The organism is Streptomyces sp. NPDC041200 (assembly GCF_055591805.1).
This window is the reverse complement of record NZ_JBVIZF010000047.1, coordinates 13,390-33,876: the sequence shown is the minus strand read 5'-3', so window position 1 is coordinate 33,876 and position 20,487 is coordinate 13,390. Positions and strand designations below refer to the sequence as shown.

Below are 20,487 nucleotides of genomic sequence, written 5' to 3'. Positions count from 1 at the left end.
GGGTATCAACATATCTGGCGTTGACTTTTAGCACGCTGTTGAGTTCTCAAGGAACGATCGCTTCCTTTGAAACCGTATCACCGGTTTCTCCGGGCGCTTCCCGTTCGGTGTTTCACACGCTATCAGACCTTTTTCCGCTTTCCGAATCGCTGTTTTCGCATGGCATGCGAAAGCAGATCCGGGATTTGGATCAAGTGACTGAAGGTGCCGCCCTCACCTGGACGAGCCCGCAGCTGACTGCGATGCTTCATCCGGATGGGCAGGAGTACGACAGTACAGCGCCTCACGCGGCGGTGGCAAATCGATTCGGGGGCTCCGGGGAGTCTCCGGCCTGCGCCGCTTGTGCGGAATCCCAAGTTCCTATGACTTACGCTTCTGGGCAGTGCGCTGTCCGGGACAGGCGGTGACGGCGCGAGATGGATCTTCACCCTGGGAGGCTTCCCAATGACCACCGTGACGTCTCCGCTCGCCGGGCGCGCGATCGGACTGACAGCGGTTCCCGATCCGGTGTTCTCGGGCGCGATGGTCGGTCCGGGTACGGCGATCGACCCGGTGCTCGAGCCGTGTGTGGCAGTGGCTCCGGTCGACGGCATCGTCGTCTCCCTGCACCCGCACGCCTTCGTGGTCGTGGACGAGGAAGGACACGGGGTGCTCACCCACCTCGGCATCGACACCGTGCAGCTGAACGGCGAAGGCTTCGAGGTGCTCATCAACAAGGGAGACACCGTCAAGCGCGGTGACGCCATCGTGCGCTGGGACCCCGCGGCGGCCGTGGCCGCCGGTAAGTCGCCGATCTGCCCGGTCGTGGCCCTGGAGGCCACGGCCGACTCCCTCTCCGCGGTCCGCGAGGACGGCGACGTGAAGCCGGGCGACGCGCTTTTCAGCTGGACGTGACCCCGACGCCGTCCGGAACCGGTCCGGGCGGCGTCGACGGCGAGTACGACATCCACCACGGCGGGGTTCCGCCGTATCAACCGGGGACAGGTGACATGGAGACAACGCTGCGAGGCGTCGGCGTGAGCCACGGGGTGGCCATCGGCGAGGTGCGCCACATGGGCACGGCGGTGCTGGAGCCGCCGGCGAAGCAGATTCCGGCCGACGAGGCGCCGCGTGAGCAGCAGCGGGCGCGCCAGGCGGTGGAGGCCGTGTCGGCGGACCTGATGGCGCGCGGCAATCTCGCGGGCGGCGAGGCCCAGGCGGTGCTCGAGGCACAGGCCATGATGGCGCAGGACCCGGAGCTGATCGCCGACGTCGAGCGGCGGATCGCGGTGGGCAGCACCGCCGAGCGCGCGGTGTACGACGCGTTCGCCGCGTACCGGGCGCTGCTGGCCGGGGCCGGGGAGTACCTGGCGGGCCGGGTGGCCGACCTGGATGACGTACGGAACCGGATCGTGGCGCGGCTGCTGGGTGTGCCGATGCCGGGCGTGCCCGACAGCGACGAACCGTACGTGCTGATCGCCCGCGATCTCGCCCCGGCCGACACGGCGCTCCTCGACCCGACCCTGGTGCTCGGCTTCGTGACCGAGGAGGGCGGGCCGACGAGCCACAGCGCGATCCTGGCGCGCGCCCTCGGGGTGCCGGCCGTGGTGGCGCTGCCCGGTGCCGGGGAGCTGATCGAGGGCACCATGATCGCCGTGGACGGCAGCACGGGCGAGATCTTCGTGTCGCCGAACGAGGAGAAGCGGGCGGAGCTGACCCGGGCCGCCGAGGAGCGGCGGGCGGCGCTGGCCGCCTCGTCCGGGCCGGGCGCGACCTCCGACGGGCACAAGGTGCCGCTGCTGGCGAACGTCGGCGGTCCGGCGGACGTACCGGCGGCGGTCGAGGCGGGCGCCGAGGGCGTGGGGCTGTTCCGCACGGAGTTCCTCTTCCTCGACGACAGCACGAAGGCGCCGTCGGAGGAGAAGCAGGCCGAGGCCTACCGGCAGGTGCTGGAGGCGTTCCCGGAGGGCCGCGTGGTGGTCCGGGTCCTGGACGCGGGCGCGGACAAGCCGCTGGACTTCCTCACCCCTTCCGATGAGCCGAACCCGGCGCTCGGCGTACGCGGGCTGCGCACGCTGCTGGACCACCCCGACGTCCTGCGGACGCAGCTGACGGCGCTGGCGAAGGCGGCGGAGGGGCTGCCCGTCTACCTTGAGGTCATGGCGCCGATGGTGGCCGACCGGCTGGACGCCAAGGCGTTCGCGGACGCGTGCCGGGAGGCCGGGCTGCAGGCCAAGTTCGGCGCGATGGTGGAGATTCCGTCGGCCGCGCTGCGGGCCCGCTCGATCCTCCAGGAGGTCGAGTTCCTGTCGCTGGGCACCAACGACCTGGCCCAGTACACCTTCGCGGCCGACCGGCAGGTGGGTGCGGTGTCGCGACTGCAGGACCCGTGGCAGCCCGCGCTGCTCGACCTGGTCGCGGCGTCGGCGGAGGCCGCGCAGGCCGAGGGCAAGAGCTGCGGGGTGTGCGGTGAGGCCGCGTCCGACCCGCTGCTGGCGTGTGTGCTGACCGGTCTGGGCGTCACCAGCCTCTCCATGGGCGCCGCGTCGATTCCGTATGTCCGCGCCACGCTGGCCAAGCACACGCTCGCCCAGTGCGAGCGGGCCGCTTCCGCGGCGCGCGCGGCGGACACCGCCGAGGACGCCCGCCGGGCCGCGCAGGCGGTGCTGTCCGGCGAATGAGCCGATGCCGATGAACGGCCTGAGGGCCCGTCCCACCACGGTGGGGCGGGCCCTTCGCCGTGTCACCCCTCCCCTTCCTCGGGCCGGGGCAGCGGGAGGCCCGCCCGGTATTCGACGCGGTGCTCCGGCGGGATCGGCTCGCCGGTCCGCGCGTCGGTGCAGTACGCGGTGAAGACCTCGGCCTCGCTCAGCGGGCGCGGCCAGCCGTCGCGCAGCGCCCAGCCGCGGACCGTGTCGGGGGCCCCGGGCAGGCTGGTCCGCAGGACGACGCCGCCGGGGCTCGCCGTGGCGATGCCGCAGGCCAGCACGGTGCGGAAGACGAGCGCGCCGGGCTCGGCGAGCGTCGGCGGCCGCCCTTCCCGCGTGGTGGCGTGGACCGCGGCGGCCAGCGGGACGCCGTCCACCGGGACGCTGCACACCAGATGGTGGAGGCCCGGCCCCGCGGCGTCGAGCACCGCGGACAGCGCGGCGGCGGCGCGGTCGAACGCGGCGCGGCCGGTGCCGCCCCCGCAGCCGCCAGGGCCGCCGCAGCCGCCCGCCCGGGCGAGCACCGCCGAGGCGTACTCCCAGGTGGCGTGCTCCTCGGCGGCGGTGATCAGGCGGGGCAGCAGCTGGCCGAGGGGCTGGCCCTCGTAGGCGACGGTGGCGCCCGTGGACGCCACCTCCGCCGTGAAGCGGCTGCGGCTGCGCGGGGTGTCCGGGTCGAGCCCGGCGTGGGCGCAGTACTCCTGGTAGGCGACCGGGTCGAAGAGGGCGACGGTGGTGTGCACGCCCTGTGACGAGAGCGCCCGCAGCAGACCCTCCATCCGGCGCAGGTAGCGGGCGTGGTCGTCGAAGCCGAACGACGCGTACACCCGCATGGCGGCGAAGTCCTCCTCGGCCGCCAACAGCGCTACCACGCTGGGCACTTCCCTGCGTAATGCCCGGATCGCGGTGGGCTTCCCGAGCTGCGTGCCGTCGTTGTCGGTGTGCGCCATGACTCCCCCTCAGCGCAGACGTTCAGTGCTCACTCACCGTAACCGGAGCCACTGACAACGCCGCGGCGGGCGCGTCATCGGGCCCTCAGCCGCGGAGCCGGTCGAGGCGGAACGGCGTGAGGGCGGCGGGGCGGCGGCCGGTGACGACGTAGGAGGCGAGTTCGCTGCCGGTGACCGGGCCGAGCGTCACCCCCAGCATGCCGTGGCCGGTGGCGGTGAAGGCGTTCCCGGGGCCGGACACGCGGTCGATGACCGGCAGCCCGTCGGGCAGGAAGGGCCGGCCGCCGACCCAGGGGTCGCGGATCAGCGCCACCAGGTCGTCCGGATCGTCGAACCACTGCCCGAGGTAGTGGCGGCTGGCCCGGGCGACGGCGACGATCCGGCGCCAGTCGAGCCGGTTGTTGTTGCCGCTCAGCTCCATCGTCCCCGCGATGCGGGTGGTGCCGCCGATCGGGGAGGCCACGGCCCGGTGTTCGCCGAAGTACAGGGTGTGGGTCGGCGCGGGATCGAGGTCCACGGAGAAGCTGTAGCCCTTGCCCGCCTGGAGCGGCAGGGGGTGTCCCAGCTCGCGCAGCAGGTCCGCGGAGCGCACTCCGGCCGCGATGACGACGGCCGAGCACGGGATCTCGCCGGTGTCGGTGACGACGGCGGTGACCCGGTCCCCGGCCGGGCCGCGCCGGAAGCCGGTCGCCGCCACGTTCTCGTGGACCTTCACCCCGCTGGCCGCCAGCCGTTCTTCCAGGGCCTGTGCGAAGGCCACCGGGTCCAGGACGCCTTCTCCGGGGACGAGGTAGGCGGCCTGGACCCCCGGCGCCAGCGAGGGGTCCAGGGCCATCGCCTCGGGGCCGGTGCTGACGTCGTCCGGGAGCGGGTAGCGGCCGTCCGCCATCTGCCGCTGGAGCTGGAGGTGGTGCCGTGCCTCGCCGGGCGACAGGAACGCGTGCACCATGCCCGGGCGGGTGAGGGTGGTCTCCACCCCTGCCTCGCGCAGCCCGTCGAAGAGCGCGAACGTGGTGCGGTTCAGCTCGGCGATCGCCGCGTAGCCGCGCCGGAACGCGGCGGGCGTGCTGCTGCGCCAGAAGCGCCACAGCCACCGTACGAACGCGGGGTCCGGCAGCGGGCGCAGATAGAGCGGGGAGTCGGGCCTGCCGAGGGAGCGCGCCGCGTAGCGCAGGACGCCCGGGGCGGGGACGGGGGTGGAGTGGCTGAGGCAGACCCACCCCGCGTTGCCGCGCGAGACGCCGGAGCCGACGCCGCGCCGTTCCACGATCTCGACCGGCAGCCCGTGCCCGGCCAGGTAGTACGCCGTGCACAGGCCGACCACTCCGCCGCCGACGACCACCACGGGGCCGCTGCCGTGCATTGTGTCCATGACGTGTCCCCTAGGCGCCGACGACAGCGGTGGACTCGTAGGTGGTCAGGAAGGCCCGGGTGCGCGCCTGCTGGGGCCGTCCGAGCACCTCGGCGGGCGGGCCCGCCTCGATGATCCGGCCGCCGTCGACGAAGGCGACCCAGTCGGACACCTCGCGGGCGAAGGGCAGTTCGTGGGTGACGAGCATCATCGTCATCCCCTCCTCGGCCAGCTCGCGCATGACCCGCAGGACTTCCCGGGTCGCCTCCGGGTCGAGCGAGGAGGTCGGCTCGTCGAAGAGCAGCACCTCGGGCTTGAGTGCCAGCGCCCGCGCGATGGCGACCCGCTGCTGCTCACCGCCGGACATCTGGTCGGGGTGGGCGAGGCCGCGGTGGGCGAGCCCGACCCGGCGCAGCAGCACGACGGCGCGCTCCAGGGCGGTGCGTTCGGGGACGCCCGCCTTGACCTGCGCCAGCATGACGTTCTCGACGGCGGTCAGGTGCGGGAAGAGGTGGAACCGCTGGAAGACCATGCCGACCGTGCGGCGCAGCCGGGCGAGGTCGCGGCAGACGGTCCGCCCGTCGCGGTGCACCGTCTCGCCCGCCACCTCGATGGTGCCGCTGTCCGGCCGTTCCAGCAGGTTGACGCAGCGCAGCAGCGTCGTCTTGCCGCCGCCGCTCTGTCCGATGACGCTGACGATCCGTCCGCGCGGTACGTCGAGTGAGACGTCGTCGAGGACGCGGCGCCCGTCGAAGGACTTGCCGAGGTCTGTGATCCGTACGACGGCGTCGGTGGTCATGCCGTCGCCTCCTTCGGGGACGGGGGGGTCGGCCAGGGCGGGCGGCTCGGCCAGGGCGGGCGGCTCGGCGGGGGCGGGCGGCTCGGCGGGGGCGGGGGGCTCGGCGAGGAGGGCGCGGGCGGTGCGCAGCCGTCGCCGCCGCCGCGGTGTCAGCGGCTTTCCGGCCCGGATGGCGCGTTCCAGGGCGAGCAGCAGCTGGGACAGGGGGTAGCAGAGGGCGAAGTAGACGGCCGAGATGACGAGGTACACCTCCAGTGCCCGGAAGGTAGAGGAGGTGATGAGCCGTGCCTCGGACATCAGCTCGGCGGCGGAGATGGTGACCAGCAGGGAGGTGCCCTTGAGCAGGTCGACCAGCATGGTGTTGGTGCCGGGCAGCGCCAGGCGCAGCGCCTGGGGGAAGACCACGTGGCCGAAGACGCTCAGGCGGCCGAGCCCGAGGGCCTCTCCGGCTTCCGTCTGGCCGTCGTGGATTCCGCTGATGGCGGCGCGGAAGATCTCGGACAGGTAGGCGGAGTAGAAGACGATGAGGCTCAGGCATCCGGCCGTGAAGACGTCGAGCCGGATGTCGACCGAGCCGAGGCCGAAGTAGGTCAGGAAGATGATGGCGAGCAGGGGGATGTTCTTGAACAGCTCGGTGTACACGGCGGCCAGCGCGCGCAGCGGCCATACGCGGCTCAGCCGCAGCAGTGCCACCACCAGGCCGAGGAGGGCCGCGCCCGCGAAGCTCACGGCGGTGTACGACACCGTCTTCAGCAGGGCGTCGAGCAGATCGGAGCGGTAGTCGGACCAGGGGACCTGGAACAGGCCTGCGGCGGTCGTCACGTCGGTGGCCTTCTCACTGTCCGGCGGAGGTGATGGAGGGGGCGTTCCAGTCGGCGGGCCGGTCGACTCCGCGGCGTGCGGGGGCGACGTCGGAGGCGGGCTTCAGGAACTGCGCCGGGTCGCCGCCCCACTTCTTGACCAGTTTCGACAGCTCGCCGTTCCGGTACATGGCGTCGATCTGGGCGGAGATGGCCTTCTCCAGCTTGGTGGCCTTCTTGGGGAGGTAGAAGCCGGTCTGGTACGGGCGGAAGTACTCGTAGGCGGGCTTGGCCTTGACCTGTGCGGCGGTGGGCGGTGTCAGGTACTCGGTCTTGATCTGCTCGGACCGTTCCTTCTCGGCCGCGATGATGATGAGCGGGTCCAGGAAGCCGACGTCGATGCGGCCCGCGGCGAGGTCGTCGAAGACGCCGTTGGCGTCGGGGTAGGCGCGCAGGTTCGCGCCGGGGACGGCCTTGATGGACTTGACCCAGACGTAGCCCTCGACGGTGCCGAGGCGCAGGCCCTTCAGGTCGTCGATGGTCTTGTACGTCTTGCCCGAGCCGACCGCCATCGCCGGGGGCGAGTAGTAGGGCGGGTCGGTGAACAGTCCCTGCTTCTGCCGGTCCTTGGTCCAGGCGACGCCGCCGATGGTGATGTCCATCCGGCGGGACTGGACTCCGGCGAGCATGCCCGCGAAGTCCGTCGTCTCGGGCTGGATGGTGAGGCCGAGCTTCTTGGCGGCGTAACTGAGGATGTCGCCGTCGAGGCCGACGATCTTGCCGTCCTTGACGGTGGTGTAGGGCGCGTAGGGCTGGACGGCCACCTTCAGGACACCGGGGTCGATCGTGCCGAGCGCCGCCGTCTTCGCGGAGACCTTCTGGGGGGCGGCGGCGTCGCTGTCCGAACCACAGGCGGTCAGGGCGAGGAGCGGCATGACGGACAGGGCTGTGAGGAGGATGCGTACACGGGCCATCGGATCGGCCTTCCGTGTCAGGGCTGGGCAGGGCCCGCCGTTCACCGCGTCTTCCGCTGCGGCGGCGGTGTGAATTGCCCCATACGCTACGAGTGCACCGAGCTTCGGTCACTGGTTACTTCGTACGAATATATGGCGGATAAGGACTGCCGCACTGTATGGTGCGTCCCACTTCGCGCCGCCTCGCGCACCCCTTCTCGCGCACCTCTCGACGGGGGTCCACGCATGCTCAGCCCGTCACTCGCTCAGGAGATCGCCGGGGACACCTCGGCGGTCATCGGCTTCAACGTCCTCATCACCGACAGTGAGGGCACGGTCATCGGCAGCGGCGACCAGAGCCGTATCGGTACCTTCCACGAGGCGTCCGTCGAGGTGCTGCGCACCCAGGAGCCCGCCACCCACACCACCGCGCAGGCCCAGTCCCTGCGGGGCGTGCGCCCCGGTGTCACACTCCCCCTGGTCCGGGACGGGCACGCGGTCGGCACGGTCGGCATCACCGGCACACCCGCCCAGGTGGGCCGCTTCGGACTGCTGGTGAAGCGGCAGACGGAGATCCTGATGCGGGAGTCCGTGCTGCTGCGCTCGCGGGTGCTGCGGGAGCGGGTGCTGGAGGATCTGATCGTCGACGTCGCCTCGTACGACGCCCAGGTGGTCGAGCCGGACTTCATCGTCTTCCGCGCCGCGGAGCTGGGCTTCGATCTGCGGCTCGCCCGGGTGGCGATCGCGATGGAGGTGACCGTGCCGGGCGGGGAGCGCCGGGGTGGCGGTCGCGGCCATGGCACCGGGTACGCCGGTGGGCGCCGGTCCCGGGACACCGCGCTGGTCCGCCCGGAGCTGCTGCGTACCGTCCGCGAGGCGTTCCCCGATCCGCAGGACATCGTCGCGAGCGCCGCCCCCGGGTGGATCGGGGTGCTGCACCGGCTGCCGGGCACTGCCCCCGACCCAGGGGTGGCGGCCGTCTGCGCCCGGCTCACGGAGGCCGCCGACGCGCGGTACGGCCTGGTGCTGCGCGCCGGGATCGGCGAACCGGCCTCTACCGTCGGCGGGCTCCACGACTCGTACCAGGACGCGTGCGACGCGCTACGGCTCGGCGCCCGTGTCGCCGCCGGTGTGCCCGTCCACCTCATCGGCGACCTGCGCGGCCACCAGCTGCTGGCCGCCGTCGGGCAGCACACCCGGGCCCGGCTCATCGCCCTGACCACCGTGGAGCTGCGCGCGCAGCCGGACTGGCCGGTGCTGCGGGAGACGGTGGTGGCGTGGTGCGAGAACGGCTTCAACCTGGTGCGGGCGTCGGCGGCTCTGCACATTCACCGCAACACCCTCGTCTACCGCATGAACAAGATCGAGCAGATCAGCGGCCGCTCCCTGCGCGACCGCGGCGCCCTCTCCCTCTATCTGGCCTGCCTCGCCGATCAGCTGGACACCACGCACGTCCCGTCGGCACGCGGCTAGTCGGCCGGGGCGGCCTTGGCGCGGGCCAGCCGCTCGTAGTAGCGCAGCAGGTCCATGTCGTCGACCGACCCCGGGTTCACCGCCTTGTCCAGGGACGTGCCCTGGAGGAGGCGCTTGACCGGGACCTCGATGCGCTTGCCGGTGAGGGTGTGGGGGACGCCCGGGACCTCGATGACCTCGTCGGGGACGTGGCGCGGGGAGAGCTGGGTGCGGATGGTGCTCTTGATACGGGCCAGCAGCTCGTCGTCCAGGGTCGCGCCCGGGGCGAGGTGGACGAAGAGCGGCATCCAGTAGCCGCCGTCGGGCTGTTCGACGCCGATGACGAGGGACTCGCGGATCTCGGGGAGGCGTTCGACGGCCTCGTAGATGTCGGCGGAGCCCATCCGTACGCCCTGCCGGTTGAGCGTGGAGTCGGAGCGGCCGTGGATGACGACGGTGCCGCGCGAGGTGAGGGTGATCCAGTCGCCGTGGCGCCAGACGCCGGGGAACATCTCGAAGTAGCTGTCGCGGTAGCGGCTGCCGTCGGGGTCGTTCCAGAAGCGGACCGGCATGGACGGCATGGGGCGGGTGACGATCAGCTCGCCGACCTCGTCGACCACCGGCCTGCCCTGCGGGTCCCACGCCTGGAGGTCGGTGCCGAGGCCGGGGGCCTGCAGCTCGCCGATGTGCACGGGGAGGGTCGGCACGGCGCCCGCGAAGCAGCTGCACACATCGGTGCCGCCGCTGACGGAGGCGATCCACATGTCCTCGGCCACCTCGTCGTGGATCCAGCGGAAGCCGTCCGGCGGCAGCGGGGAGCCGGTGGTGGCGACGCACTTCACCTGGGAGAGGTCGAAGTCGCGCCCCGGGTGGACACCGGCCTTGCGGCAGGCCATGACGTACGCGGCGGAGGTGCCGTACAGCGTGGTGCCGGTGCGCTCGGCGACGCGCCACTGGGCGGCGGTGTCCGGGTAGCCGGGGCTGCCGTCGTACAGCACCACGGTGGCGCCGGACAGCAGCCCGGACACCAGGAAGTTCCACATCATCCAGCCGGTGGAGGTGTACCAGAAGAAGCGGTCGCCGGGGCCGAGGTCGCAGTGCAGGCCCAGCTGCTTGAGGTGCTCCAGAAGGATGCCGCCCTGGGACTGCACGATCGCCTTGGGCAGCCCGGTGGTGCCGGAGGAGTAGAGCACCCACAGCGGGTGGTCGAAGGGCACCTGGTCGAAGACCGGTTCGGTCCCCTCACGGACGACATCGTCCCAGTTCAACGCCCCGTCGGGGGCGGGCGTGCCCAGCAGCGGGATGTGGACGACGGCCCGCACGGTCGGCAGTTCGCGGCGCAGCTCGGCGACGGTCTCGGTGCGGTCGTGGGTCTTGCCGCCGTAGACGTAGCCGTCGACGGTGAACAGGGCGACCGGCTCGACCTGCTGGAAGCGGTCCAGGACGCTGCGGGCGCCGAAGTCGGGGGCGCAGGAGGTCCACACCCCGCCGACGGCGGCGGTGGCGAGGAAGGCGATGGCGGCCTGCGGGATGTTGGGGAGGTAGCCGCTGACCCGGTCGCCGGGGCGGACCCCGAGGCGGCGCAGCGCGGCGGCGGCCGCGCCGACCTGGGCGCGCAGCTCGGCCCAGGTGACGGGGCGCGGCTCCTGGGTCTCGTCGACGTGCAGCAGCGCGGGCTCGTCGGCGCGGGAGGGGTCCTCACCGGCGCGCAGCGCGTGCTCGGCGTAGTTGACGGTGGCGCCGGGGAACCAGCGGGCGCCGGGCATGCGCGCGTCGGCGAGGACGGCTTCGTACGGGGTGCCGAAGCGCACCTCGAACCACTCGGCGACCGCCCGCCAGAAGCTCTCCAGCTCCGCGACCGACCAGCGGTGCAGCGCGGCGTAGCTCGCCGCCGGGTCACCGGGGAGCGGCGCGGGCGCGCCGTGCCGCTCGGCCGCCCAGGCGTGGAAGCGGGTCAGCTGGGCGCGGGCGATCCGGTCCGCGCCGGGCTGCCACAGGGGGCCGGGCAGGTGGTCGGCGTGGGCTGCGGTGTTCATCTGTGTCGGCTCCCGGGAGGTCCGCGTGGTCCGCTTGGTCCGCGTCGTCTGGTGCGTCTGCGTCCGAGCAGGACGATGCCATGTGATCGACTTGGGCACCAGGGGCGCTGCTCCACATCCGCGGCAGGTTGCATGTGGGACGACCACGGGTGAACGGAAGTTGAACCATGGTCGCGTCCTGCCTCGTCGATGGCACAGTGATCAGTATGAATGCGCGTGACCTGGTGCGGTCGGTGAAAGTGGTCGGTACGGCGCAGGGGCTGCGCTCCCTGCGGTCGGCGTGGCGGCGCCGCCGTTCGGACGCGACCGGCCTGCCGCGGCGGGGCGCGGAGCTGGCGCGGGTGCCGGGTGTGGTGGAGGGCGCGGATCCGCAGCCGGGCGGCGGGGTGGTGCGGTTCGCGCGGTCCTCGCTGCGGGTGCGGGTGGCGGCGGGCGGCGCGGTGTTCTGTGGCTGGGACGGGGCGGAGCCGGAGCCGTCGTACGCGCTGGACGGCGCCTGTCCGGAGGCCGACGAGCGGGCCCAGCTGGAGCCGGACACGGACGGCGGCTGGCGGGTGGTGTCGGAGCGGGTGACGGTCGCGGTCTCGCGGATGGGCACGGTGGAGGTGCGCACCCCGGGCGGGGTGGTGCTGCGGCGGGATCTGCCGCCGCGCTGGTGGGAACCGGCCGAGGCGGTGATCGAGCGCGGCGGCGAGGGCCGGGCCGCGGCGGTGCCGGGCGCGCGCTGGCACCAGCGGTCGGAGGTGGCGGCGGACGCGCGGTTCTTCGGGCTCGGCGGGCGGGCGGACGGGCCGCGGCTGACGGACGGCTCGTACCGGCTGTGGAACACCGACCCGGGCGGCGGCTTCGGGCCGGGTGACGATCCGCTGTCCCTGACCATGCCGGTGCAGCTGGTGGTGGCGGACGCGGGCACCCATCTGGTGTTCCACGACAACTCGTGGGACGGCACGGTCACGCTGCGGGAGGGCGAGGAGGGCGCGGGCTCGGGGCACGACCGGCCGGGTGGCGTCCGGACGCGCATGGAGGGCGGGCCGCTGCGCTACTGGGTGTTCGTGGGGACCCCGGCCCGGGTGCTGCACGGCTGGGCGGGGCTGACCGGCTCCCCCACGGTGCCGCCGGGCTGGGCCCTCGGCCACCACCACGCGCGCTGGGGGTTCGGCGACGCGAACGAGGTGCGGCGGGTGGTGGCGGGCTACCGGGAACGGAACCTGCCGCTGTCCGCGCTGCACCTGGACATCGACCACCTGGCCGGGAACCGGGTCTTCACGGTGGACGCGGCGCGCTTCCCCGATCTGCCCGGGCTCGCCGCCGAGCTGCGCGAGGGCGGGGTGCGGCTGGTGTCGATCGTGGACCCCGCGGTGAAGGCGGAGCCGGGCAACCCGGTGTACGACGGCGGGGCGGCGGCGGAGGGGTTCGTGACCGACGCCCGAGGCCGGGAGGTGCGCGGGGTGGTGTGGGCGGGCGAGTCGGTGTTTCCGGACTTCACCGATCCGCGGGTGCGCAAGTGGTGGGGCGGGCTGTACGCGGAGCGGCTGGAGCAGGGTTTCTCCGGGGTGTGGCACGACCGATGCGAGCCGGTGTCGTTCGCCGCCTTCGGCGAGACCACGCTGCCGCGCTCGGCCCGGCACGCCCTGGAGGGCCGGGGCGGCGACCACCGGGAGGCGCACAACGTGTACGGGCTGGCCATGGCCCGGGCCGGGTACGAGGGGCTGGGCGAGCTGCGCCCCGACGAGCGGCCGTTCCTGTTCTCCCGCTCCGGCTGGGCGGGGCTCCAGCGGTACGGGGGCAGCTGGTCCGGCGATGTGACGACCGGCTGGCCGGGGCTGCGCGCCTCGCTGGCGCTGGTGGTGGGGCTGGGCCTGTCAGGGGTGCCGTACTCCGGCCCGGACATCGGCGGCTTCACCGGTTCCCCGTCGCCGGAGCTGTATCTGCGCTGGTTCCAGCTGGGCGCGTACCTGCCGCTGTTCCGCACCCATTCGGCGATCACGGCCGGGCGGCGCGAGCCATGGGAGTTCGGGGCCCAGGTGCTGGAGCACGCGGCGGCGGCGCTGCGCGAGCGGCAGCGGCTGCTGCCGTACTTCATGACGCTTGCCCGGCTGGCGGAGCGTACCGGCGCGCCCTATGTGCGGCCCGTGTGGTGGCGGCAGCCCAAGGACCGGGCGCTGCGCGACTGCGACGACGCGTTCCTGCTGGGCGACGCGCTGCTGGTGGCGCCGGTGCTGGAGGAGGGCGCCGTGCGGCGGGCGGTGCGGCTGCCGCGCGGCCGCTGGTACGACACGGCGACCGGCCGCGCGTACGAGGGCCCCGGGCAGGTGGTGGTCGACGCGCCGCTGTCCCGGATCCCGGTGCTGGCCCGGGCGGGCGCGGTGATACCCGTGGCGTCGCCGGACGGCGGCGTGGAGCTGGAGGTGTGGACGCCGTGCCAGGGGCGCAAGGGCGGCGGGTCGATGGTGGTGGACGCGGGCGACGGGTGGGACAAGGCGGAGCTGCTGCGGTTCGTCTCCCGGCTGCGCGGGGACGAGGTGCGGGTCGAGCGGGAGGGCGGCGTCGAGGCGGGGTATCCGGTGCGGGTGCGGGGCGCGGCTCCGGTGGTGCGGTCGCCGCGCTAGGTGTGTTGTCCGGCGGGCCTTTGTGGATCAGGCCGCGGTGTCCGGCGGGTTCGGGGTCCGGTGGGGTTCGGGGTCCGGTGGGACGGGGTAACCCGGTGTTCATGCCAAGAATCGCGCCGCGTGCGCTCGCCCTGCCCGTCGCCGCCCTGATGGCCCTCGCCTCGCCCGCTCCGGCGCAGGCCCGGGACGAGCCCAGGGCGCCGGAGGAGTTCGTCGCGCTGAGCGATGTGGATCCGACGATCCGCCAGGAGATCCGCTACATCACCCCGCACAACTTCACCGGCCGCCCCGTCGACGGCTATCGCAGGCCCCTGTGCCTCCTGACCCGTCCGGCAGCCCTGGCCCTGCACCGGGCGCAGCGTCAACTGCTGCGCCGGGGCTACACCCTGAAGGTGTACGACTGCTACCGGCCGCAGCGCGCGGTGAACCGGTTCGTCGACTGGGCGAAGGACCTCGACGACCAGCGGATGAAGGCCGAGTTCTATCCGAAGGTCGACAAGACCCGGCTGTTCGAGGACGGCTACATCGCCGAGAAGTCCGGGCACAGCCGGGGCAGCACGCTGGACCTGACGATCGTGCGGCTGCCCGCGCTGCCGACCCGGCCGTACGTACCGGGCGAGAAGCTGGTGCCCTGCTACGCGCCCAAGAAGGAGCGCTTCCCCGACAACTCGGTGGACATGGGGACCGGTTACGACTGCTTCGACACCCTCTCGCACACCCTCGATCCGCGGATCAAGGGCCAGCAGCGGGCCAACCGGCTGTTGCTCAAGGGCGCGATGGAGGACCAGGGCTTCGTCAACCTGGCCGAGGAGTGGTGGCACTACACCTTCAAACCGGAGCTGTTCCCGGACACCTACTTCGACTTCCCGGTCTCGCGCCGTTCACTGCGCCCGGAGGGTGTGCCACACTTCTGACGTTCCGTCAGGTATTCACCTTCACCGCCGGGAGAAGCCGTGGCATCTGCGCGTACGCCCGTGGTCGCCGGATGGTTCACCTCGGGCGACGGGGAGTTCCGGCTGCTGGGCACCCGTTGCCGGGGGTGTGGCGCGGTGTACTTCCCGCGCGAGGACACGTTCTGCCGGGCGCCCCGGTGCGGCGGCGCGGAGCTGGACGAGGTGCCGCTGTCGCGGCGTGGCCGGGTGTGGTCGTACACCGACGGCCGCTACCGTCCGCCCGCCCCGTACCCGGACGATCCCGCGCGCGAGTGGGAGCCGTACACGCTGATCGCCGTGGAGCTGGCCGCCGAGCGGATGGTGGTGCTCGGGCAGGGCGCGCCCGGGGTGACGGTGGCGGATCTGGCGGTCGGCATGGAGGTCGAGGTGGTGCCGGGGGTGCTGGCCGGGGCGGGCGAGGAGAGCTGGACGACCTGGCACTGGCGGCCCGTCTCCACTGAGGTACGGCCATCCGCGGAGGTACGGCCGTGACCGGCGAGGTGGCGGTGCTCGGCGCCGGGATGCACCCGTGGGGCAAATGGGGCCGCGGCTTCGCGGAGTACGGGACGAAGGCGGCGCGGGCGGCGCTCGCGGACGCCGGGCTCGACTGGACCGCGATCCAGTCCGTGGTCGGCGCGAACACCGTGCGCTGCGGCTATCCCGGCCAGGTCGCGGGGGCAGCCTTCGCCCGCGCGCTGGGCTGGCAGGGCGCGCGCGTCACCAGCGTGTACGCCGCCTGCGCGTCCGGTGCGCGGGCCATCGACACCGCCCGCGCCCAGATCCTGTCCGGCATGGCGGACACCGTGCTGGTGGTGGGCGCGGACGCGGCGCCCAAGGGGTTCTTCGCGCCGTCCGGCGGTGACCGGCCCGATGACCCGGACTGGCTGCGCTTCAGGGTGCTGGGCGCCACCAACCCGGCGTACTTCGCGCTGTGGGCGCGCCGCCGGATGGCGGTGTACGGGGACACGGTCGAGGACTTCGCGGCGGTCAAGGTGAAGAACGCGGCCGCGGGCGCCGCCAACCCTCATGCCCGCTACCGCTCCCCCGTGACCGCCGAGGAGGTGGCCGCCTCGCCGGTGGTGGCCGATCCGCTGCGGCTGCTGGACATCTGCGCGACCTCGGACGGGGCCGCGGCGCTCGTACTGAGCGGCGTGGACTTCGCGCGGCGGCACGGGGTGGCGGATCCGGTGCGGATCCGGGCCGTCTCGTCCGTGTCGCCGGTGTATCCACGAACCACGCTCGACCTGCCGGACATCGCCACCGACGCTGTCCCCGATTCGGCGGCCGGGCCCGGCCCGGTGCCGGACGCGTTCCGGCCGTCGATCGCGCGGGCGGCGTACGAGGAGGCGGGGATCGGTCCCGAGGACCTGTCGCTCGCCGAGGTGTACGACCTGTCCACCGCGCTGGAACTGGAGTGGTACGAGGACCTGGGGCTCTGCGCCGCCGGGGAGGGCGCGAGGCTGCTCCGGGAGGGCGCGACGACGCTCGGCGGCCGGATCCCGGTCAATCCGAGCGGCGGTCTCGCGTCCTTCGGAGAGGCGGTTCCGGCGCAGGCCATCGCCCAGGTGTGTGAGCTGGCCCAGCAGTTGCGGGGGCGGGCGGGCGACCGGCAGGTGGCGGGGGCGCGCGTGGGGATCACCGCGAACCAGGGCCTGTTCGGCCATGGTTCGTCGGTGATCGCCGTGCGGTGAGGCGGGGCGCCGCTCGGTCAGCGGGTGGCCGCGGTGGCCAGCATGGCGTGCTCCACCACCGATATCAGCACATGCTTGACGGACTCGCGCTCGCGAGCGTCACACATCACCACCGGGGTGCCGGGGTCGAGGTCCAGCGCCTCGCGCACCGACTGCTCCGGATAACTGTCGGCGCCCTCGAAGCAGTTGACGGCCACCGTGAAGGCGATGCCGCGCCGCTCGAAGTAGTCGACGGCGGCGAAGCAGTCCTCCAGCCGACGGGTGTCGGCCAGCACCACCGCGCCCAGCGCACCGGTCGCCAGCTCGTCCCAGAGGAACCAGAAACGGTCCTGCCCCGGGGTACCGAAGAGGTACAGCACCAGGTCCTCGCGGAGCGTGATGCGCCCGAAGTCCATCGCGACGGTGGTGGTCTTCTTGCCCTCCACCCCCGCGATGTTGTCGACCGGCCGGCCCGCCTCGGTGAGCAGCTCCTCCGTGCGCAGCGGTTTGATCTCGCTGACCGCGCCCACCAGGGTCGTCTTGCCCGCACCGAACCCGCCCGCCACCAGAATCTTGAGCGTCACGGGTTCGATGATGGGGGAGCGGCCCGGGTCAGAGTGCCCGTAGACCATTGATCACCTCGCGCAGAATCCTCTCGTCCGGCAGTTCCGCCGGAGGTACGGGCCGGGACACTCGGACGAGTGCCGCGTGAAGCAGGTCACCGATCAGTACGCGGACCACGCCGACCGGGAGGTCGAGCTCGGCCGCCAGCTCGGCGACGGACTGTGGGGTGTCGCGGCTGAGTTCGACGATGTCGATGTGCTCCGGTGACAACGTCTGGTCGTCGGCGGTCCCGGGGCTCACCCTGTCGGCGACGACGACGGCGATCAGGTCGAGCTTGTCCTCGGCGGCGCTGCGGGTGCGGCCCCGCGTCATCGCATAGGGCCGGACCACCGGTCCGGCCGCGTCGTCGAACCAGCGGTCGTCGGTCGCACCCTCTCCGGTCATCTCCCCCCGCCTCCGTCACCCGCCGGAGCGCGCGGCGGAGCCCAGATGCACTCCCACCCGCTTGACCAGCAGCGTCATCTCATAGGCTACCTGTCCGACGTCCGAGTCGGCATCGGCGAGCACCGCGAGGCAGCTGCCGTCACCGGCGGAGGTGACGAACAGGAAGGCGTCGTCGAGTTCGACGACGGTCTGCCGGACCCGGCCGACGTCGAAGTGGCGGCCGACCCCCTTGGCGAGGCTGTGGAATCCCGAGGCCACGGCGGCCAGGTGTTCGCCGTCCTCCCGGGACAGATCGCGCGAACCGCCGGTGGGCAGTCCGTCGCCGGAGAGCACCAGCGCCTTGCGGATGCTGCCGACCCGGCCTACGAGTTCGTCGAGCAGCCAGTTCAACTCGCCCGACGGTGCCGATCCGTTGCGTGCTGCGGCGTTCGATGCGGTCATCGCCCGTCCCCCTCATCTCTCGTTCCTGGTGCCGTGTCCGATCCGCCGGAACCGGTGGCCGTCTGCCGCCGACCGCGTTGCCATCCCCGTTGCAGCGAGGCCATGGTGGCCCTCGCCTGTTCGGCATCGCGTTCGGGATCGGTGTCGGCAGCGTAGTGGTCGCTCTCCGCCGGTGGTTCGGGGTCGTTCTTCAACTGGGGGGCGAGGCTCGCCTGCCGTATCCGCTTGGGGAGCCCGGAGCCGGCCGGGCGGGCCGGTGCCTGGCTCTCCGGGGCCGGTGCCTGGTCCTGGCGCCGGTCCTCGCCGTCGTTCCGGACCTGTTCCCGTTCCTTGGGCCGGGTCTGGTTCCGGGGCTGGTTCACGTTGTCGTCCGGGTCCTGCTCCCGCTGTTCGGCCCAGGACGGCCGGGTGTGCCGTCCGCCCGCCGCGCCGTCGACCGGGTGGCCGTGGTCGGAGACCAGCACCGGTGGCACGCGGCGGGGCAGGGGCGCGGGGCCGCCGTCGCGGGCGCCGGAGCGGCTGTCGGAGGCCTGCTGGTGCTGTTCGGCGGGCGGCGCGCTCACCACGGACGGGGACGGGCCGCCGGAGCGGCGCTGCTTCGGCAGGGTGGCGCCGCGCTGCCGCTTCCGGTGCCGGCCGGTGTCGTCGTCCCCGTCCTGGCTGTCCGGGCCGGATTCGGTGAGCAGGGCGGACGGGATGAGCACGATGGCGGTGGTGCCGCCGTACGCGGAGGGCTGGAGCGAGACCCGTACGCCCTGCCGCTGGGCGAGCCGGCTGACCACGAACAGGCCCAGCCGGTCGGTGTCGGACAGCTCGAACTCGGGCGTCTCGGCGAGCCGGAGGTTGGCCTCCGTCAGGGCGTCGGGCGTCATGCCGAGGCCCCGGTCGTGGATCTCCAGCGTGAAGCCCTTGGCGACCCGCTCCCCGTGCACCTGGACGGCGGTGTGCGGCGGGGAGAAGACCGTGGCGTTCTCCAGGAGTTCGGCGATGAGGTGGGTGAGGTCGCCGACGGCGGGGCCGTTCACCGCGATCCGGGGCAGCCTGCGGATCTCGATCCGCTCGTAGTCCTCGACCTCGGCGACGGCGGCGCGCACGACGTCCATCAGCTGGATGGGTTTGCGCCACTGCCGGGAGGGGGCCGCGCCGGAGAGGATGACCAGGCCCTCGGCGTGCCGCCGCATCCGGGTGGTCATGTGGTCCAGCCGGAAGAGGTCGGCGAGTTCGTCGGTGTCCTCGGTACGCCGCTCCATCGTGTCCAGCAGGGTCAGCTGGCGGTGCAGCAGCACCTGGCTGCGGCGGGCGAGGTTGACGAACACTTCGGAGACGCCCTGGCGCAGTTCGGCCTGTTTGACGGCGGCCTCGACGGCGGCCCGCTGGAGGGTGTTGAGGGCCTGGCCCACCTGGCCCATCTCGTCGGTGCCGTGCCGCAGCCGGGGCACCTCCCGCTCGACGTCGACCTGTTCGCCCGCGCCGAGGCGGCGCATCACGCTCGGCAGCCGGACGCTGGACGCCTCCTGGGCGTCGGTGCGCAGCCGGGACAGGTCGCGGACCAGGCCGCGGCCGATCCGCACGGAGACGAAGACCGAGAGGACGAAGGCGAGGAGACCGAGGACGGCGGCGGCGCCCGCCTTGATCAGGACGCTGTTGGCCACCGGGTCGATGCGCTTCTGGAGGCGGTCGGTGGCCTCGTCGCCCAGCTGGTCGTAGTCGTTGAGGACGGGCCCGGCCGCGTTCTCCCAGTGCTCCCGGTCCAGGGCGCCGATGGCGTCGCGCGGCTCCATGGTGGCCAGGACTTTGCCCTCGGCGATGCGCAGCGCCGCGGGGGCGGCGTTGGTGCGCCGGTAGTCGGCGAAGACCTTCTGCTCCGAGGCGGGCAGGATCGGCAGGTTGGTGTTGTAGAGCAGGGTGCGCTCGGCGATGAGGTCGGACATCGACTTGAGGTCGGCCAGGGTCAGCTTCCGTGCCGTCAGCGCGGAGACGTACAGGGCGTCCTCGCGGGACAGCGCCTCCCGGGCGCGGATCATGGCGACCAGCGCGCGGCCCTGTTTGTCCAGGTCCGTGTCGGGTACGGCGTGCAGCGAACTGCGGAACGCGTAACAGAGGTCGACGAGTTTGTTGTAATACTCAAAGGCAGCGGTCCGCGAGGTACCGTTGTCCTCGACCTTCCGGCGCAGGCTGTCGAGGCCTTCGGATGCCTTGAGGACGTCGTCGAGCAGGCCCTCGGACTCGCTGTTCATCCGGTCGTGCACGGTGCTGTCCGACTGGGCGTCGCGCAGCCGGCCGACGGCCTCGTCGGTTTTGCGCTGCTGGGTGTGGAGCAGGGGCAGCGCGTCGGCCTGGCGTGGGTCCGCGAGCAGGATCAGGGTCTGCCGTCGCTCCAGCTGGACGGCGTGCACGGCGTCCTCGGCGGGCTGGCCCGCCTTGTCGATGATGGCGGAGGCGTCGAGCAGTTGCAGTGCCTCCCGGCCAGTGATCGCTAGCGCGAAGGCCCAGATCGCCGTCAGCGAGACAAGCGGCACCAGCAACAGCGCCACGATCTTCCTGCGGATGGACTTCCCGCGAAAGCGCATGGCCTCCCCAACGTCATCCCCGAGGGCCGGGGCGGCGACTGATTGTTCTCCGACAACGAGCGGCGCGAGCCTACTACTGAGGATTGGTCATCCCGAAGGCTTGTCATACCGCTTCTGTGAAGACTCCCGATTCGATGATCATCAGTTGTCAGATGATTATCGGACTTAACCCCCGCGTGGAGGGGCACAACGACGCCGGTCACGGTGTGCGCAGGGCCGGACACCGTTG

At 72.6% G+C, this 20,487-nt stretch carries 17 protein-coding genes; 8 read left to right on the top strand and 9 right to left on the bottom strand.

Annotation, left to right across the window (positions count from 1 at the left end):
- The 3 genes from ACZ6CL_RS39365 to ptsP form a co-directional block, all read left to right on the top strand.
- On the top strand, positions 1-407 hold a 407-nt coding region (locus ACZ6CL_RS39365), incomplete at its 5' end, for a hypothetical protein (RefSeq protein ID WP_468945503.1).
- Between the two features lie 37 nt (positions 408-444).
- A complete protein-coding gene (locus ACZ6CL_RS39360; RefSeq protein ID WP_468945500.1) occupies positions 445-894 on the top strand; it encodes a PTS sugar transporter subunit IIA in 450 nt (149 codons plus the stop codon).
- A gap of 95 nt (positions 895-989) precedes the next feature.
- On the top strand, positions 990-2,660 hold the full coding sequence (gene ptsP, locus ACZ6CL_RS39355) for a phosphoenolpyruvate--protein phosphotransferase (RefSeq protein WP_468945498.1): 1,671 nt from the start codon (positions 990-992) through the stop codon (positions 2,658-2,660).
- A gap of 62 nt (positions 2,661-2,722) precedes the next feature.
- On the opposite strand, the gene ACZ6CL_RS39350 is transcribed toward ptsP, so the two are convergent.
- The 4 genes from ACZ6CL_RS39350 to ACZ6CL_RS39335 all read right to left on the bottom strand — a co-directional run bounded on the left by ACZ6CL_RS39350 (position 2,723) and on the right by ACZ6CL_RS39335 (position 7,561).
- Positions 2,723-3,637, bottom strand: coding sequence for a hypothetical protein (locus tag ACZ6CL_RS39350; RefSeq protein ID WP_468945496.1), 915 nt, complete (start codon positions 3,635-3,637; stop codon positions 2,723-2,725).
- An 85-nt stretch (positions 3,638-3,722) separates the two neighbouring features.
- Entirely contained in the window at positions 3,723-5,009 is a 1,287-nt protein-coding gene (locus ACZ6CL_RS39345; protein WP_468945494.1) for an NAD(P)/FAD-dependent oxidoreductase, read from the bottom strand.
- A gap of 10 nt (positions 5,010-5,019) precedes the next feature.
- Positions 5,020-6,609, bottom strand: a complete 1,590-nt coding sequence (locus ACZ6CL_RS39340; RefSeq protein ID WP_468945491.1) for an amino acid ABC transporter permease/ATP-binding protein — start codon at positions 6,607-6,609, stop codon at positions 5,020-5,022.
- Positions 6,610-6,622: 13 nt separating this feature from the next.
- On the bottom strand, positions 6,623-7,561 hold the full coding sequence (locus ACZ6CL_RS39335) for a substrate-binding periplasmic protein (protein WP_468945490.1): 939 nt from the start codon (positions 7,559-7,561) through the stop codon (positions 6,623-6,625).
- Between the two features lie 225 nt (positions 7,562-7,786).
- On the opposite strand from ACZ6CL_RS39335, the gene ACZ6CL_RS39330 reads away from it, so the two are divergent.
- Positions 7,787-9,013, top strand: coding sequence for a CdaR family transcriptional regulator (locus tag ACZ6CL_RS39330; protein WP_468945488.1), 1,227 nt, complete (start codon positions 7,787-7,789; stop codon positions 9,011-9,013).
- Here ACZ6CL_RS39330 and ACZ6CL_RS39325 read toward each other — a convergent pair.
- The gene (locus tag ACZ6CL_RS39325) at positions 9,010-11,028 is read right to left on the bottom strand and encodes an acetoacetate--CoA ligase (protein WP_468945485.1); all 2,019 of its coding nucleotides are present in this window, start codon (positions 11,026-11,028) and stop codon (positions 9,010-9,012) included. The genes ACZ6CL_RS39330 and ACZ6CL_RS39325 overlap by 4 nt on opposite strands.
- Positions 11,029-11,234: 206 nt before the next feature.
- Here ACZ6CL_RS39325 and ACZ6CL_RS39320 point away from each other — a divergent pair, with 206 nt between their 5' ends.
- From ACZ6CL_RS39320 to ACZ6CL_RS39305, 4 genes are all read left to right on the top strand, one after another.
- Complete coding sequence (locus ACZ6CL_RS39320) at positions 11,235-13,637, top strand: glycoside hydrolase family 31 protein (protein ID WP_468945483.1); 2,403 nt, start codon at positions 11,235-11,237, stop codon at positions 13,635-13,637.
- A gap of 101 nt (positions 13,638-13,738) precedes the next feature.
- Positions 13,739-14,551 (top strand): M15 family metallopeptidase, encoded by an 813-nt coding sequence (locus ACZ6CL_RS39315; protein ID WP_468945480.1) that lies wholly within the window; start codon positions 13,739-13,741, stop codon positions 14,549-14,551.
- A 39-nt stretch (positions 14,552-14,590) separates the two neighbouring features.
- Positions 14,591-15,061: a Zn-ribbon domain-containing OB-fold protein gene (locus ACZ6CL_RS39310; RefSeq protein WP_468945478.1), complete on the top strand. Its 471-nt coding sequence runs from the start codon at positions 14,591-14,593 to the stop codon at positions 15,059-15,061.
- The gene (locus ACZ6CL_RS39305) at positions 15,058-16,260 is read left to right on the top strand and encodes a lipid-transfer protein (RefSeq protein ID WP_468945475.1); all 1,203 of its coding nucleotides are present in this window, start codon (positions 15,058-15,060) and stop codon (positions 16,258-16,260) included. The genes ACZ6CL_RS39310 and ACZ6CL_RS39305 overlap by 4 nt, the downstream gene beginning before the upstream one ends.
- A gap of 17 nt (positions 16,261-16,277) precedes the next feature.
- On the opposite strand, the gene ACZ6CL_RS39300 is transcribed toward ACZ6CL_RS39305, so the two are convergent.
- The 4 genes from ACZ6CL_RS39300 to ACZ6CL_RS39285 are packed head-to-tail and all read right to left on the bottom strand — an operon-like array spanning position 16,278 to position 20,258.
- Positions 16,278-16,871 (bottom strand): GTP-binding protein, encoded by a 594-nt coding sequence (locus tag ACZ6CL_RS39300; RefSeq protein ID WP_468945472.1) that lies wholly within the window; start codon positions 16,869-16,871, stop codon positions 16,278-16,280.
- Positions 16,852-17,247, bottom strand: a complete 396-nt coding sequence (locus tag ACZ6CL_RS39295; protein ID WP_468945469.1) for a DUF742 domain-containing protein — start codon at positions 17,245-17,247, stop codon at positions 16,852-16,854. The genes ACZ6CL_RS39300 and ACZ6CL_RS39295 overlap by 20 nt, the downstream gene beginning before the upstream one ends.
- A gap of 15 nt (positions 17,248-17,262) precedes the next feature.
- The gene (locus tag ACZ6CL_RS39290) at positions 17,263-17,688 is read right to left on the bottom strand and encodes a roadblock/LC7 domain-containing protein (protein WP_468945468.1); all 426 of its coding nucleotides are present in this window, start codon (positions 17,686-17,688) and stop codon (positions 17,263-17,265) included.
- Positions 17,685-20,258: a nitrate- and nitrite sensing domain-containing protein gene (locus ACZ6CL_RS39285; RefSeq protein ID WP_468945466.1), complete on the bottom strand. Its 2,574-nt coding sequence runs from the start codon at positions 20,256-20,258 to the stop codon at positions 17,685-17,687. The genes ACZ6CL_RS39290 and ACZ6CL_RS39285 overlap by 4 nt, the downstream gene beginning before the upstream one ends.
- Positions 20,259-20,487: the final 229 nt, after the last annotated feature.

Excerpts from the sequence above, each read along its gene's own strand:
- ACZ6CL_RS39360 (WP_468945500.1), top strand. The coding sequence starts at position 445 with ATGACCACCGTGACGTCTCCGCTCGCCGGGCGCGCGATCGGACTGACA.
- ptsP (WP_468945498.1), top strand. The coding sequence starts at position 990 with ATGGAGACAACGCTGCGAGGCGTCGGCGTGAGCCACGGGGTGGCCATC.
- ACZ6CL_RS39350 (WP_468945496.1), bottom strand. The coding sequence starts at position 3,637 with ATGGCGCACACCGACAACGACGGCACGCAGCTCGGGAAGCCCACCGCG.
- ACZ6CL_RS39345 (WP_468945494.1), bottom strand. The coding sequence starts at position 5,009 with ATGGACACAATGCACGGCAGCGGCCCCGTGGTGGTCGTCGGCGGCGGA.
- ACZ6CL_RS39335 (WP_468945490.1), bottom strand. The coding sequence starts at position 7,561 with ATGGCCCGTGTACGCATCCTCCTCACAGCCCTGTCCGTCATGCCGCTC.
- ACZ6CL_RS39330 (WP_468945488.1), top strand. The coding sequence starts at position 7,787 with ATGCTCAGCCCGTCACTCGCTCAGGAGATCGCCGGGGACACCTCGGCG.
- ACZ6CL_RS39325 (WP_468945485.1), bottom strand. The coding sequence starts at position 11,028 with ATGAACACCGCAGCCCACGCCGACCACCTGCCCGGCCCCCTGTGGCAG.
- ACZ6CL_RS39320 (WP_468945483.1), top strand. The coding sequence starts at position 11,235 with ATGAATGCGCGTGACCTGGTGCGGTCGGTGAAAGTGGTCGGTACGGCG.
- ACZ6CL_RS39315 (WP_468945480.1), top strand. The coding sequence starts at position 13,739 with ATGCCAAGAATCGCGCCGCGTGCGCTCGCCCTGCCCGTCGCCGCCCTG.
- ACZ6CL_RS39300 (WP_468945472.1), bottom strand. The coding sequence starts at position 16,871 with ATGGTCTACGGGCACTCTGACCCGGGCCGCTCCCCCATCATCGAACCC.
- ACZ6CL_RS39295 (WP_468945469.1), bottom strand. The coding sequence starts at position 17,247 with ATGACCGGAGAGGGTGCGACCGACGACCGCTGGTTCGACGACGCGGCC.
- ACZ6CL_RS39290 (WP_468945468.1), bottom strand. The coding sequence starts at position 17,688 with ATGACCGCATCGAACGCCGCAGCACGCAACGGATCGGCACCGTCGGGC.
- ACZ6CL_RS39285 (WP_468945466.1), bottom strand. The coding sequence starts at position 20,258 with ATGCGCTTTCGCGGGAAGTCCATCCGCAGGAAGATCGTGGCGCTGTTG.